This window comes from Chryseobacterium lactis (assembly GCF_003815875.1).
Lineage (GTDB): Bacteria > Bacteroidota > Bacteroidia > Flavobacteriales > Weeksellaceae > Chryseobacterium > Chryseobacterium lactis.
In genome coordinates this window covers 2767580-2782194 of record NZ_CP033924.1, presented here as the reverse complement: position 1 = coordinate 2782194, position 14615 = coordinate 2767580, and the positions used below count along the sequence as shown (strand labels likewise).

General features: G+C 36.4%; 15 protein-coding genes and 3 tRNA genes. 13 read left to right on the top strand and 5 right to left on the bottom strand.

What is annotated here, in order from left to right; translation table 11 throughout:
- Nucleotides 1–70 precede the first annotated feature (70 nt).
- From EG342_RS12390 to EG342_RS12380, 3 genes are all read left to right on the top strand, one after another.
- Entirely contained in the window at nt 71–736 is a 666-nt protein-coding gene (locus EG342_RS12390) for a DUF2461 domain-containing protein (protein WP_103293560.1), read from the top strand.
- Between the two features lie 231 nt (nt 737–967).
- Nucleotides 968–1762: an FkbM family methyltransferase gene (locus tag EG342_RS12385; protein WP_103293561.1), complete on the top strand. Its 795-nt coding sequence runs from the start codon at nt 968–970 to the stop codon at nt 1760–1762.
- 9 nt (nt 1763–1771) lie between these two features.
- A complete protein-coding gene (locus EG342_RS12380; protein WP_103293562.1) occupies nt 1772–3247 on the top strand; it encodes a lipopolysaccharide biosynthesis protein in 1476 nt (491 codons plus the stop codon).
- A gap of 42 nt (nt 3248–3289) precedes the next feature.
- On the opposite strand, the gene EG342_RS12375 is transcribed toward EG342_RS12380, so the two are convergent.
- The 4 genes from EG342_RS12375 to EG342_RS12360 form a co-directional block, all read right to left on the bottom strand.
- The gene (locus EG342_RS12375; RefSeq protein ID WP_103293563.1) at nt 3290–4336 is read right to left on the bottom strand and encodes a hypothetical protein; all 1047 of its coding nucleotides are present in this window, start codon (nt 4334–4336) and stop codon (nt 3290–3292) included.
- A gap of 150 nt (nt 4337–4486) precedes the next feature.
- The gene (locus tag EG342_RS12370) at nt 4487–5341 is read right to left on the bottom strand and encodes a glycosyltransferase family 2 protein (RefSeq protein WP_103293564.1); all 855 of its coding nucleotides are present in this window, start codon (nt 5339–5341) and stop codon (nt 4487–4489) included.
- A 74-nt stretch (nt 5342–5415) separates the two neighbouring features.
- A complete protein-coding gene (gene aspA / locus EG342_RS12365; protein WP_103293565.1) occupies nt 5416–6816 on the bottom strand; it encodes an aspartate ammonia-lyase in 1401 nt (466 codons plus the stop codon).
- A 72-nt stretch (nt 6817–6888) separates the two neighbouring features.
- Entirely contained in the window at nt 6889–7914 is a 1026-nt protein-coding gene (locus tag EG342_RS12360; protein WP_103293566.1) for an N-acetylmuramoyl-L-alanine amidase, read from the bottom strand.
- Between the two features lie 135 nt (nt 7915–8049).
- On the opposite strand from EG342_RS12360, the gene EG342_RS12355 reads away from it, so the two are divergent.
- From EG342_RS12355 to EG342_RS12310, 10 genes are all read left to right on the top strand, one after another.
- Nucleotides 8050–8134: transfer RNA gene (locus tag EG342_RS12355), tRNA-Ser, on the top strand.
- 14 nt (nt 8135–8148) lie between these two features.
- A tRNA-Pro gene (locus EG342_RS12350) sits at nt 8149–8223 on the top strand.
- A 31-nt stretch (nt 8224–8254) separates the two neighbouring features.
- Nucleotides 8255–8328 (top strand) — tRNA-Arg (locus EG342_RS12345).
- 292 nt (nt 8329–8620) lie between these two features.
- Nucleotides 8621–9469 (top strand): AraC family transcriptional regulator, encoded by an 849-nt coding sequence (locus EG342_RS12340; protein ID WP_103293567.1) that lies wholly within the window; start codon nt 8621–8623, stop codon nt 9467–9469.
- Nucleotides 9470–9640: 171 nt separating this feature from the next.
- Nucleotides 9641–10561 carry an alpha/beta hydrolase gene (locus EG342_RS12335; protein WP_103293607.1) on the top strand — a complete coding sequence of 307 codons (921 nt, stop codon included), beginning with the start codon at nt 9641–9643 and terminating at the stop codon, nt 10559–10561.
- 77 nt (nt 10562–10638) lie between these two features.
- Complete coding sequence (locus EG342_RS12330; protein ID WP_103293568.1) at nt 10639–11565, top strand: alpha/beta hydrolase; 927 nt, start codon at nt 10639–10641, stop codon at nt 11563–11565.
- Nucleotides 11566–11621: 56 nt separating this feature from the next.
- Nucleotides 11622–12029: a cupin domain-containing protein gene (locus EG342_RS12325; RefSeq protein WP_103293608.1), complete on the top strand. Its 408-nt coding sequence runs from the start codon at nt 11622–11624 to the stop codon at nt 12027–12029.
- 9 nt (nt 12030–12038) lie between these two features.
- On the top strand, nt 12039–12677 hold the full coding sequence (locus EG342_RS12320; protein WP_103293569.1) for an SDR family oxidoreductase: 639 nt from the start codon (nt 12039–12041) through the stop codon (nt 12675–12677).
- 256 nt (nt 12678–12933) lie between these two features.
- On the top strand, nt 12934–13122 hold the full coding sequence (locus EG342_RS12315; RefSeq protein ID WP_123868090.1) for a hypothetical protein: 189 nt from the start codon (nt 12934–12936) through the stop codon (nt 13120–13122).
- A 227-nt stretch (nt 13123–13349) separates the two neighbouring features.
- Nucleotides 13350–14168 carry a 5'-nucleotidase, lipoprotein e(P4) family gene (locus EG342_RS12310; RefSeq protein WP_103293570.1) on the top strand — a complete coding sequence of 273 codons (819 nt, stop codon included), beginning with the start codon at nt 13350–13352 and terminating at the stop codon, nt 14166–14168.
- Between the two features lie 115 nt (nt 14169–14283).
- Here EG342_RS12310 and EG342_RS12305 read toward each other — a convergent pair whose 3' ends face one another.
- Nucleotides 14284–14598, bottom strand: a complete 315-nt coding sequence (locus EG342_RS12305) for a transposase (RefSeq protein WP_103293571.1) — start codon at nt 14596–14598, stop codon at nt 14284–14286.
- Between the last annotated feature and the right edge of the window lie 17 nt (nt 14599–14615).

Sequence of the window (14615 nt, the reverse complement as noted above, 5' to 3'; positions counted from 1 at the left end):
TGATAGAGGTTCGGGATTTCGGAATAATGAAATCAGCAACCGGGAAACTTAACAAATACCAAACAACAATATGTCAGCCAGCATTTCTTCCAAAACATTTGATTTTTTAAAAAAGTTGAATAAAAACAACAATCGGGAATGGTTTAATGAAAATAAGAATCTCTACACTGAATCTCAGGGAAATGTCATTGCCTTTTTGGATGATTTGATTAAAGAAATGTCCGGGTTTGATGAGGAACTTGCAAAAATTGACAGTAAAAAAGCACTATTCAGAATTTACAGAGACACAAGATTTTCAAAGGATAAAATTCCTTACAAAACCAACTTTGGAGCTTCTTTAGGGATGGGAAAAGGCAATCAGAAAGGAGGATATTATCTTCATTTGGAACCCGGAAAATCTTTTCTGGCAGGCGGAATTTATATGCCTGAATCTGCTGTATTAAAGCAAGTACGCAAAGAAATATCTCTTTATGGAAATGATTTTCTTACCATTTTAAACCAAAAAGATTTCAAGAAACATTTCCCCGAACTTGACCAGGATGATAAACTAAAAAAGGTTCCTCAGGGTTTTGAAAAAGAAGATCCCATGGCTGAATATCTGAAGCTTAAAAATTTCATTGTTTTATATCACCTGAAAGATGAAGAAGTTTTGGACAAAAATGCCATAAAAAATTTGTCAAAAATCTTTAAGCTTATGAAACCATTCAATGATTTTTTGAATACTCCCTTTCTTTGATTTCCTTGCTCATCAAAAAAATAGGTGAATAATTAATTTTTCGCAAGCAGTACAAACAAACTATTTCTGAGTAAAATAATATGATCTAAAAACCCTTAACTTGTTACAACTCATTTTTCCGGGAAACACCCTCAAAACGTTATCTATTGATTTTCAATTTATTATATTTAACATTTTTTAAGATAAGTTTTGCATTTTTGTTTATCTTTGCTGTTCGTCAAAAAGTTAAGGATGTCTTTATACCAGAAAATTGCAGAAAAACTACAATATATAAGTCCGAGTTTTTATAAAAAAAGATATTTTAAGACCTTAAACCATCTTAATAAAGATAATTTTTCGGAACGCAATGTAGAGCCGGAATTGGTATGGATCAAAGAGTATTTACCCAAAAATGCTGTAATACTGGACATTGGGGCAAACGTCGGAACTTTTCTTTATCAATTGGAAAACAAGCTGGATCATGAGCATATTTATGCTTTCGAACCCAATAAAAAGCTATATCTAAGATTGAAGAGATTATTTCCTGCCATGCGGGTACTTCCTCTGGCACTTTCTGACGAGAATACGATGGCGGAATTTAAAGTTCCTGTGATCAACGGAAAAACGGTTGCATCCCGCGGAACATTAAATACTGATTACAAAGAAAAGGGCGAAGAAAAAAGCTATACTGAACAGGTAAAGGTTATAAAACTGGACGACTGGGCAGCGATAGAACATTTCAGCAGACTCGATTTTATCAAAATTGATGTGGAAGGAAATGAAATAAAAACCCTTTACGGTGCTCAGGAAACCATCAAACAGTTCTTACCAACTTTAATGGTTGAAATGGAGCAAAGACACCACCAAACACCTATCTGGAATGAGATCTCTGAAGTAAAAAGCTGGGGATATGAAGCGAAATACCTTAACAGAAACAGCTTCAACCTGGAAAGTCTTACCGAAGATATTATATCACAAAATACAAACGACGAAAAAAATAAAACTCAGTACATCAACAATATTATTTTTATACCTAAAAAACCTTAAAACAACTTTATGAGTGTAGTAGCGAGACAAGGCTTCAAATATTCCATTATCGGTTATATTGGTTTTTTGCTGGGCACAGTTTCTGCAATTTTCATTTTCCCGAATGATTTTGAATTTTACGGAAAACTCCGCTATATCCTTCCTACTGCTGAAATGTTGGTTCCGTTTGTGGTGTTGGGAATTTCTTATTCGAATGTGAAATTTTTTCATAAGGTAGAGAAAGACGGCAAAAAACAGAATATGTTATCGTTGTCACTAGCCACTGTTTTCATCAACTTTCTCATATTTACAGTTGTATTTTTTGTGCTCCCCTACTTTTATCCGAAATTCAGGCATTCCGAAGCATGGAAGATGAAAGAGATGATTCTTCCTCTAATTTTAATCCTTTCGTTCTGCGCGATTTTTAATAAATACACCTCCAATTATAAAAGAATTGTCGTTTCCAATATTTTTGACAATCTGTTTCCTAAAATAGCCAATCTTGGGGCATTTTGTCTGTTTTATTATTTTGCCTTATCACAAAAAATTGCAGCTGCTTTCTTTTTCGCAATATTTGCACTGATGCTTTTGGGATATATTTACTATACCAATAAACTTGAAAAGATCCACCTCGATTTTAATACGGATTATTTCAGGAAAAATAATTTCTGGAAAGAATTTTTCAACTACAGTTTCTTTGGATTCCTGGGAACTTTTGGAAATTATCTGGCCATCAACAGCTTTATGATCGGGGAATTCATGGGTATGGAAGAGGTTGGAATCTATTCCGTTCTCTATGCTTTGATCTCGTTAATTTCTATTCCACAATTGGGATTATTTAATATTTCGGCTCCCATCATCAACAAAACCCTTGCAGACGGAGATATGGAAGAGCTGGACAGGTTTCATAAAAAAACGTCTTTATCTTTATATTTTTTAGGTGCTGTATTGTTCTCGTGCATCATGGTCGGATTCCCTTATCTTACTCAATTTATGCCTAAAAACGGAACGATGTTGAGAGAGTACGAGCCGGTGGTCTGGATCTGGGGATCTGCAGTGTTGATAGACCTTGCAACCGGTTTCAATGGTAATATCATTTCACTTTCAAAATATTACAGATTCAACATCCTTGTTATGCTTTTATTAGCAGGATTAACGATTGGATTGAATTATTATTTTATTAAAAACACACAGCTTAAACTCATAGGAATTGCTTTATCCACGGCAATTTCATTATCTATTTACAATGTTATCAAAATCATTTTCAATTACATTGTTTTCAAGGTTTCTCCCTTGAGCATTGAAATGATCTTTGTTTCCATTATCTGCACTCTGGCAATAACGGTAGCGATTGTACTGCCAAATTTCGATAGTAATTTAATCAACCTGATCTACAAGCCTTCGGTCGTTTTGATACTGATCTACATCGGAAATTACTTCACAAAGATATTTCCTCTGGAAGATTATTTGAATATGAGATTTATTAAGAGTATTTTTAAATTTTAAGATATAAGAAGACGATAAAAAGACAAAAACAAATCTGCTATTTTAAGTAGAGATAAGGCTGCTCAACAGTTTTTCCAGTTTTTTCTGCACTTCATCTCTTCCATAATATTTTTGAAAATCATATCCTTGAATCGAAAGTTCGGTTAGTTGTTCAAAGACATTTTCTTTTTCAGCAACAATAAAATCAAGTTCAGACTGATAATTTCCAGGAAAAACAGCTAGTTTTCCGTACCCTATTGCATCACCAAGGTTACCGGTCATCTTGGTTATTCCGTAGGTTTCTTTTATACTAAAGAATTCTGTTTCCTGTTGGATCGGACACCAAAGAACATCTGCTTTCTGCATCCATTTTTCAAAATCTTTATTGGAAACTCTTTCAGAAAAATAAGTAATAGACCTATTTGAAGGTAATTTTGCAGATAAATTTTCCAGTGCTTTTAATTCACTGTCTTTTGCCTTTCCAAGAAATACAAAATCACAATTCTGATCAGAATTTAATTGTTCAATGGTTTTAAAAATATATTGGTAATCTCTTCTTTTTTGTGAAACACCACCCGGAATAACCACTACCAGTTTATCATTTTCAGATTTTTTAAAATCTCTTGTATAAAAGAGCGGAAGAAATTGATATTTTCCGGAAAGGAGCATTTCATCCAAAACAAACAGAGAAGTGGCTCCCTGATACACTTGAGAAGAATAAAACAATCCTTCTTTCCACCAAAGCTTCAACCTGTACATCATATCTCCTTTGAAAATACTTTTCATCAGATCGGATTTTGAGGCTTTTATAAAATTAAGGTTATGGGCAATAATTGCTGTATTGTATCTTTTGGTAATGGCGAAAAAGGTATTAAAAAAGCGATGAACAGTACCAATAATAATCAGATCGTAGTGCTTGGTTTTCAACTGATCCAAAATCATAGAACTGTCTGACAGAAATACAGATTCATCATTGTGACGGATCTGATCTTTAATTTTTTTTGAAAAATAATAGTCTACCTGAAAATTGTGAGATCCTCCCATAACATCTATGAATGCCTGTGCAATTTCTGCGTGTGTGTCTATTTCAATGTAGGCTATTTTTTTCACTGATTTATTGAATTGATTTTTAGATTTTGGCTAAAGCCAATTGATTTTTAATTTTTGATTTAACGGGCTTCCTTCATGAACTTCGTTCGTAAGCTTCCAGCTTATGCTCAGGATCATAGCCCGTTGCTATTCATGGTTTATCAGATTTAATTACATCTTCAGCCATTTTTTCTTCAACATTTTCCAACGTTGATCATTGACTACTTTTTGTTCTTCTTTTGAAATTTTCAATTCCAGTTTTTCTGATCTGCATCTTTCATAAGATTGAATGATATCAAAGAAAAATGCTGGTGATTTGCTCTTCATTGCTTCCTTTGAAGAGGCAATATAAGCCAGAAATCTGTTCAATCCCAGGAAATAGAAGTATCTTCCATAATAATCTGCAGGTTTTATGGTATAATCGGCTCCTTTTACTTTAATAAGCTTTACATGAAGTTCCGGTATTACAACTTCTTTCCAACCTAAATTTTCAAGTAAAATGGCATCTAAATTATCCCAGCCCAATGTTTCTCTTAAGCCGCCCATTTTAAGAAAGCATTCTTTACGATAGGCTTTCATGGGACCTCTTACATGATGTTTATTGGAATTTCCTTCATATACCCAGTTTCCGTCTTTCTCAACATACAACAATCCTCCGACAAGTCCATATTCTGGGTGATTTACAAAAGCATGGTCTATGGTTTCAAGATAGTTTTCCGGAAGAATAATATCGGCATCAAATTTACAGATGATATCAAACTCATCCAATGTCTGTGTCTGCAATCCATTCTTAAAAGCATGCACAACTTTGGATCCCGGCTGGTGTTCAGATTTTTGAAGATTAATGGTTTCAAAACGAAAATCAAGTTCTGTATATTTCCTGATCACTTCAGGGGTTTTATCTTTAGAACCGTCATTGACAACCACTATTTTAAAATCACTATGGGTTTGTTGTAATAAAGAATCCAGAGTGAATGATAGGTTCTGTTCTTCGTTATGGGCAGGAATTATGATTAAAAACCTCACGAATTATGGTATAAATGATGAATAATAAGTGATAAATGACAAAAAGCTGCCATTTACCACTTACTGTTTTTTTATTACTTGTTATGCGGTTTCAGCATGTTTTTAGGATCAAGAATTTCATCCAGTTTCTCCTGAGAAAGAATTCCTTTCTCCAAAACCAGGTTGTAAACGCTTTTTCCCGTTTCCAATGCTTCTTTAGCAATCAGGGTAGATTGTTTATATCCGATATACGGGTTCAATGCTGTTACAATACCAATGCTGTGTTTTACCATATTCAGGCACACTTCCTTATTGGCAGTAATTCCGATGATGCACTTATCATGAAGGGTATTCATGGCGTTGCAAAGGAAGTTGATATTTTCCATGATAGCATGAGAAAGTACCGGCTCCATTACGTTAAGCTGCAATTGTCCAGCTTCTGCGGCAAAGGTTACGGTAAGATCATTTCCAATAACTTTATAGCAAACCTGATTCACGACTTCCGGAATTACAGGATTTACTTTCCCCGGCATAATCGATGATCCAGGCTGCATTGGAGGAAGATTGATTTCAAAAAGACCGGCTCTTGGCCCTGAAGAAAGTAACCTTAAATCGTTACAGATTTTCGAAAGCTTCACGGCAAGACGCTTCATTGCGGAAGAATAAATTACATAAGATCCTGTATCAGGTGTTGCTTCTACCAAATCCGGTGCAGAAATAATCGGAAAGCCTGTAATCTGCGCTAAGTTTTTAGCACAAAGAGTGGCATATCCAATCGGTGCATTCAATCCTGTTCCGATTGCCGTTGCGCCCATATTCACTTCTACGAAAAGGCTTGCATTGTTATTCAGTTTGGAAATATCTTCTTCCAGTGTCGCTGCAAAAGCTTCAAATTCCTGCCCCAACGTCATTGGAACAGCATCCTGAAGTTGCGTACGTCCCATCTTAATAACATCCTGGAACTCCTGTCCTTTTGCACGGAAAGCTGTGATAAGTTTCTCAAGTTTTTCTACCAAACCGATGTTCATCTGCAACAATCCCATTTTAATGGCCGTAGGATAAGCATCGTTTGTAGATTGTGAAAGGTTGATATGGTCATTCGGTGAACAGAATTCATATTCTCCTTTATTTTTACCAAGCTTTTCCAATACTACATTAGCAATTACTTCATTCGCATTCATATTGATGGAAGTACCTGCCCCACCCTGGATCATATCTACCGGGAATTGCTCATGATATTTTCCTCCAATAATTTCATCGCAAGCTTCTGCTATTTTGAAATACAGACTCTCTTCAAGAAGTCCTAATTCATAATTGGTTTTTGCGGCAGCTTTTTTTACAAAAGCCAGGCCTTTAATAAAATCCGGATATGAAGACAAAAGCTGTCCCGAGATTTTGAAATTGTTGATTGCTCTTTGCGTCTGAACCCCATAATAAGCATCTACCGGAACGTTCAGTTCTCCCAATAGATCGCTTTCTTTTCTGAAATTTTCCATTACAGATATTTTACTGTTTTTGATCGTTTAAAGATAGCAAAAACGCATCTAAACGATGCGCTTTAATTTGAATTATTTTGTTGGATATTTTTGATTCAAAGCTTGCAGTATTGCCCATGTTTCGGCATCCATCATTCCGTCATAATTCTGAGGACGATAATGGTACTGGAATGCTTCAATTGTTTTCTTGGTTGCATCATCCCATTTTCCGCCAGCTTCTACTCCATATCCGAATTTTTGTAACGCAGTTTGGATAAGGAAAACAAAAGACGGCTCGTTATATCTTGTCGTGAAATCTTCTTGTGCAATCGCAAAAAAGTTTTGTTTAACCGCTTCATCGTACCACATACCGATCTGATATTCATCGTATAATTTTTTCCATGGGAACATTGGTCCCGGATCCTGCTTTCTTGTTGGGGCAATATCAGCATGTGCCAGAACATTGGTGGCAGGAATCTGATATCTTATAACAATATCCTTTGCCAATGCTGCTACTTTTCTTATCTGCTCGTCGCTAAATGGCGCAAAAGTCCTTTTACCGGCAGCATCTGTAGTATAACCAGCATTTACGATTTCAATTCCGATAGAGGTATCATTAAGATTTTTGTCGCTTCTCCAAGAGCTTACGCCAGCGTGATAAGCCCGCTTATTTTCATCTACAAGCTGATAAATTTCGTTATCGCCCATATTATTAACCAGATAATGTGCACTTACAGCCTGCTGGGTAAGAACTGTAATAGATTTATCATCCGGAATTGCTGTATAATGTAATATCAGATAGCGTTGTCTGAAATTTTGCGCAACGGCAGGGAAATAGGTTTTCACTACTTTATAACCTCCGGGTTTTGCGGATACAATAGAACCATAACTGGCCGTATTATCATTTTTTGTTGGGTCTGCTATATTGGTAGTAAAAAAGTCTACTCCATGATCCGATACAACTTTTGGTTTTGGAGCCTCTGGAGTTTGAGTTTTAACTGCTGTTTTTGGCTGTACCACGGGAGTTTTCGGCTTGTATGTATTTTTTTTCACATTTTGCTGGGAAGTACATGAAAAAACGATTGTGCTTAATCCGATGATATATAATGTTTTACGCATCAGTTTGGTTTTTGAATGATTTATTACCTCAAAAATACACAAATTTTTCTTGAAATTTATTTGGTAAATAAAGAAATCTATTCTATATTTGCACTCGCAATAACAGAACAACGATCATTAAAAAATAAACAAAAAGGAGGGTTGCCAGAGTGGTTAATGGAGCAGTTTGCTAAACTGTCGACGCGAAAGTGTCGCAAGGGTTCGAATCCCTTACCCTCCGCTCTCTTATATATTCGGGGCGTAGCGTAGTCCGGTCATCGCGCCTGGTTTGGGACCAGGAGGTCGCAGGTTCGAATCCTGCCGCCCCGACTGTTTTAGTAATTTTCTCAAAATTACAAATGGGTGCGTAGCTCAGCTGGATAGAGCATCTGCCTTCTAAGCAGACGGTCAAAGGTTCGAATCCTTTCGCGCTCACTAAAAACCTCATCATTTTTTATGGTGAGGTTTTTTGTTTTATATACATTTCTTAAAATCTAAAAATTTATTGCTAATACAAACGAGATAGAACATCCCGATCTATAATAGGGACGATCAAAGGTTCGAATCCTTTCGCTCACTTAAGGAGACGACTATTTGGTATTTGCCTCTTTTTTTTGCCCATAAATTACCTTATCAGTAAAATGTTTCATTCTTGCAGTAAAATGTTTCTTTAAATCCATTCACCTATTTTCTAATTTTGTACATTTAACAATCACTGAGTTTTGTAATGGACAAAATATATAACATACCATCTTTCCTGAAATACATCAATGTTAAAGGCACTAGCAGTGATACAATACAGGTTGTTCATTATGATGAACATCCCGATATTTTACTGAAATCACTTCCTTCTGAAATCGACTTTTATTTACTGGCACTGAAAGACAAAATCGAAGTACAGTCACCCGTTGAGAGTATGTCCGATGGTTATCTTTATCTTGATAAACCCGGTAATAAAATTGAATGGGATTTGAAAAATTCATTTTCCGGTTATGCGATTTTTATCAGCGAAAAACTCCTCAATAAGGTGGTTAAGGATATTTCATTTGCCAACTATGAAAGACATGAAGCCTTGTTTCTGACATCTGAAGAAAAGGAAACTTTGTATGATTTGTTTTCAAAATCTTACAAAGAGTATCAAAAAGAAAACTTTTCTAAAGAAGTATTGATTTCTTATGCTTCACTTATTATTTCATATACACAAATTTACTATGAACGTCAATTTGAAGCCCGAAGTAAAATATACAATAAAGTCGTTGCCGATTTTTACCAACAATTAGATATGTGTTTACATAATCCAAATGGATTGTCAGAGCTCCCGTCCGTTAGTTACTTTGCAGAAAAGGCAAACCTATCTACTAATTATTTTGGAGATTTGATTAAACATTTCACAGGTACTTCGCCTATTGACCATATCCATGAAGGAATTATACAATTAGCAAAGAACAAATTACGAACTACTAAGCTTTCAATAAGTGAAATTGCATATAGCCTGGGATTTGATTATCCAACCTACTTCGCAAGATTTTTTCGTCAAAAAACCGGTATATCTCCAAAAGTATTCAGAAACCAATGATAAACTATAAATATCCCTACTATACAAAGCAACCAATTATAGGGTTGCTTTTTTATTTTGCAAATCCGTAAAATGTTTCATTCTTAAAGTGATATGTTTTCGTTTACGACGTGCTGGTTGGAGTAAATTTGTTATATCAAAATGAATAACAACATTTTAAAAACCAATAGTATGTCACAGCAAAAAATCAATTTCAAAAACAGCAACAACGGAAACATTACAATGTCAGCCGTTATCAATTTCCCTGAAGGATTTAACGAAAACCAGAAATATCCTGTCATTGTGGTTTCACATCCCGGTGGTGGTGTTAAGGAGCAGGCATCAGGACTATATGCAAAAAAACTAGCAGAGCAAGGCTTTGTAAGCATAGCTTATGATGCGTCATATCAAGGAGAAAGCACCGGAGAACCACGCCAGTTGGAAAATCCGTATATCCGTACAGAAGATGTAAGTGCGGTAATAGATTACTTAACAACATTACCCTACATTGACCAGGAAAATATCGGTGCAATGGGAATTTGTGCTGGTGCCGGCTATACCGCCAATGCAGCTATCAATGACCATCGTATCAAAGCTGTAGGAATGGTAAGTGCAGTTAATATCGGTTCAATGTTCCGTAACGGCTGGGAAAACAATATAAAAGATGCAGATGCAATGCCTTATTTATTGGCGGGGGCTAATGCAAGAACAGCAGAAACAAAAGGCGAAGAGCAAACAATGCCTTTGGCTCCGATGAAAGAGGAAGATGCACCGAACGAAGAATTAAGAGAGGCTTGGGAATACTACCACACCAACCGTTGTCAATACCCTACAGCACCGGGCTGGACAACGCTGAGAAGCCTTACGCAAATCATCACTTACGATGCGTATAATAAAGCAGAAGCATTCTTTACACAACCTTTATTGGTAATTGTGGGAAGTAATGCAGGCAGTGCATGGATGAGTGAAGACCTGGTTTCTCGTGCAGCTTCTACTGACAAAACCAAATATGTAGTAGAGGGAGCCAATCATATGACCTTGTATGATGGCGAAAATGAAGTGAATGAAGCGGTTGGCCAATTGGTTCCGTTCTTCGAGAAAAACCTTGCATAATTACTACAACCTTTTAAGAAAAGCCGGACGTGTTTGGCAAACATCTTCCGGCTTTTTTAATCTTAAACAATAGAACAATGAGTACGAAAACGATAAAATTCAAGAATATAGCCTGGGACAATGCAGGAATTTTGCACTTCCCGACAGATTTTGACAAAAACAAAAAATATGCAGCAGTGGTAACAATGCACCCGATTGGAAGCTGTAAAGAACAAACGGCAGGTAATGTGTATGGTAAGGCATTGGCAGAAGCAGGATTTGTGGTACTTGCATTTGATGCTTCTTTTCAGGGTGAAAGCGGTGGTACACCGAGATACATTGAAAACCCGTATCAGCGCACAGATGATGTGCGTTATGCTATTGATTATCTCGAAACGCTGCCTTATGTAGATGCTGACAAAATCGGCATTCTGGGTGTTTGTGGTGGTGGAGCCTATTCACTGAACATTGCAATGACCGAACGACGTATCAAAGCGGTTGTATCTATTACAGGGGTTAATTTCGGTCGCTTGCTGCGTGACGGCTTTGCAGGCGGAAGCCCGATGGAAGTGCTCAACAATGTAGCTGCCCAACGTTCTGCGGAAGCAAAAGGCGGGGATTTACTGACCATCAATATGCTTCCAGATAGCGTAGCAGCAGGAAAAGAAGCAGGTATAGAAGATATAGATATATTGGAAGCAACCGATTATTATAAAACTTCCCGGGGACAAACAAAAGGCGGAGCGACTAGTGCCGTATATTCCCGTATGAGTATAGGAATGGGTTGGGATGCGTTCTACCTGTCTGAAACTTTACTGACACAACCTATCCTTGTGGTAATCGGTGACAAGCCCGGAGGTTTCGGGGCGTTTAGGGACGGATATGAAATTATACGTCGTGCAGCTTCCACAAAAAAGGATCTTGTAGTGGTCAAAGGCTTTTCGCACTATGATTTGTATGACCAGCCAGAACCTGTAAAACAGGCATTGGAGAAAGCAATTCCCTTCTTCAAAGAAAATCTTTAAAATATAATGCCAATGCCCCGTTTCGGTAAGCATTGGCATTTAAAATTGAAAATAAAATGGCAACGTATACAGAAAAAGAAATCGCAGCAATGGGGTTTGTCCCTGCGCAGCAGGAATATTTTACAGGCAAAGCGTGGTTGAAAAACTATGTGTTCCCGGATGATAAAACTGATGCCTACATAGGCGAGGTGCTATTTGAACCCGGCACACGCAATAACTGGCATACACACGGAAGCAATCAGATTTTACTGGTACGTGAAGGCATCTGCTACTATCAGGAAGAGGGCAAGCCTGTACAAAAAATAAAAGCAGGGGATTTTGTAAACATCATGCCTGGCATTAAACATTGGCACGGTGCATCTCCAGATGAAGTAATGATACATACGGCTATTGGCATCAATGCCGAAAAGGGATTGGTAAACTGGATGGAGCCTGTGACGGATAAAGAATATAACGAAGGCTAAAATATAAAAATGAAAACAATGAAAGCATTGGTATTAGGTGCAAATGGAGCAATTGCACAACATGTTATCACATTTCTTGCCACTAAGGAGAATATAGAATTAACCTTGTTTGCAAGAAATGCCGACCCTATAAAACATTTTGAAACATCAGCAACAATCATTGAAGGCGATGTATTAAACACAAATGATTTGAACGAAGCAATCAAAGGGCAGGATATTGTTTATGCCAACCTTGCGGGAGCAGTAGATAAAATGGCAAAAGAAATTGTTTCTGCAATGGATGCCCATCATGTGAAGCGTTTAATATTCGTAACCTCATTGGGCATTTATAAAGAAGTGGCTGGTAAGTTCGGTCAGTGGAATGAAAGAATGATTGGTTCTGACTTAATTCCTTACCGCAAAGCGGCTGACATTATTGAAAAATCGGATTTGGACTATACGATTGTTCGTCCGTCCTGGCTGACCAACGCTGATGAAACAGATTATGAAACCACACAAAAAGGCGAACCATTCAAAGGTACGGAAGTGGCAAGAAAGGCAGTAGCAGCCTATATTACTGGCATTATTGAGCATCCTGAAAAAGATATAAAATCAAGCGTGGGTGTCAATAAGCCGGGTGTTTATGGCGATAAGCCGGCTTTTTACTAATTCCAATTTGGAGTCTGTTCAATGGCGTGCCATTCTAATCAATAAGTAAAAGAATGTACCATACTTTCGCGCTTAATAAAAACCTCATCATTTTTTATGGTGAGGTTTTTTGTTTTATTCATTTCTTAAAATGCGAATACATGCAAGATACATCTGATCATTCTCAAATCAAGACAAAACAAAAAAAATTCACATTTATAATGAAATAAACAAAGATTTTTTATATTTGAATCACTAAAACTAAAAAACAAATAACATGAAAGCATTCAAAAAGCAACACAACACTCTTAAGAGAAATGAAATGAAAATTATTTTAGCAGGTGGTTTACCTCCCGTATGTAATCCAATGAATTGTAATAATCAATGTATATCTTTTGGTTTAGAAGGAGGTATTTGTGATTCTACCGGCCTATGTTCATGCGGTCCTTTCTCAATTAACTCTTAAACAATCGAAGTTCAATTTTAACACTGAAAAATAAACAAGCCTTGCAATTCTCATTGTGAGGTTTGTCGCTTATAATCGTCCCGCTCAACTAAAAACATTTAGTTTCCAGATTTCTAATTCTGCTCCATTTATTACACGGTACTTCAATCATCAAACTTAAATAGCGTCGAGAAATACTTGCTATAAAAATCAAATTGTTATAATTTTGTAGCTCTTATTTTATTTCAATGAAAAATTTTAACTTCATTATCGCAAGCTGTTTCTTTGTTTTGATGACATCATGCAAAACAGCGGCTCCAACGGCTTCTGCTAATAATGCTCCTTACCAGAACCTGGGACACAACGGAAAAATATATTCGGCTTTTTATCAGCAACGGGCAGCTGAGTATAAAGCTCTTTGTCTGCAGGCTTATAATATTGCCAAACTCCGTCTGGATGAGGCCTTAGCTCAAAAATCAGATAAGCCTTTGGCTATTGTTTCGGATATTGATGAGACTTTTTTAGACAATTCTTATTATGCTGTTGAGCGTTCAAAAATGGGAAAGAATTATGATCAGAAAACATGGGAAGAATGGACTGCCAAAGGCATTGCAACACCTCTTACCGGCGCACAGGAATTCTACCAGTATGCCGCAAAAAAAGGAGTTCAGGTTTTTTACATTACCAACCGCGTAGAACAGGAACGTGCAGGAACCATGAAAAATTTGAAGAAATACGATTTCCCTCTTCAAAATGAAGCCAACCTTATTCTTCGTTCAAAAGAAAGCAGCAAAGAAAACCGACGCAACGACGTTGCTAAAAATTATAATATTGTTTTGTTATTAGGTGATAACCTAGCCGATTTCGCCAGTATATTTGACAAAAAAACGGAGACAGAACGATCAGCAGCTGTGAAAAATTCGGCTAATGAATTTGGTAAAAAATTCATCATCATTCCAAATACCGGTTATGGAGACTGGGAGTCTTCATTTTATCAGTACAAATACGATTATACAGATCAACAGAAAGATTCTATGATGTATGATGCAGTGAAAGCAACTCCTTAATAATTTTAAGAATCCCTCAGGGACCATATCAATAAAACCTTACTATTTTTAGTGAGGTTTTTGTTTTGGATTCATTTAGATTGTTTTACCATTTGTATAAAAACAGATGATTTCCTTACACTTTTATCGATCTTTTCCATTTGGTAATGGTATTCCGGCTAAGGGAAAAAACTCCTGCCAATTCAAGGTTATTCAGGTTATGTTTTTTCTGATAGGTAAGGATTTTTTTTACAGCCTTTTTATTGTAAGCCTTATATTTCTGATTTTCAGGATGAGCTCCAAATAATATGGAGTTTAAGTTGATCACATCGAGGATTTCCAATTTATCTTTGCTCAAAATCTTACTGCAATACTTCTCCTTATGAGGTAGCTTTTTTTTAATGAGATCGTTATAAATTCTTTTATAATCGGGTTCGTTTATATTTTTCATTCTAACTCATTACATAT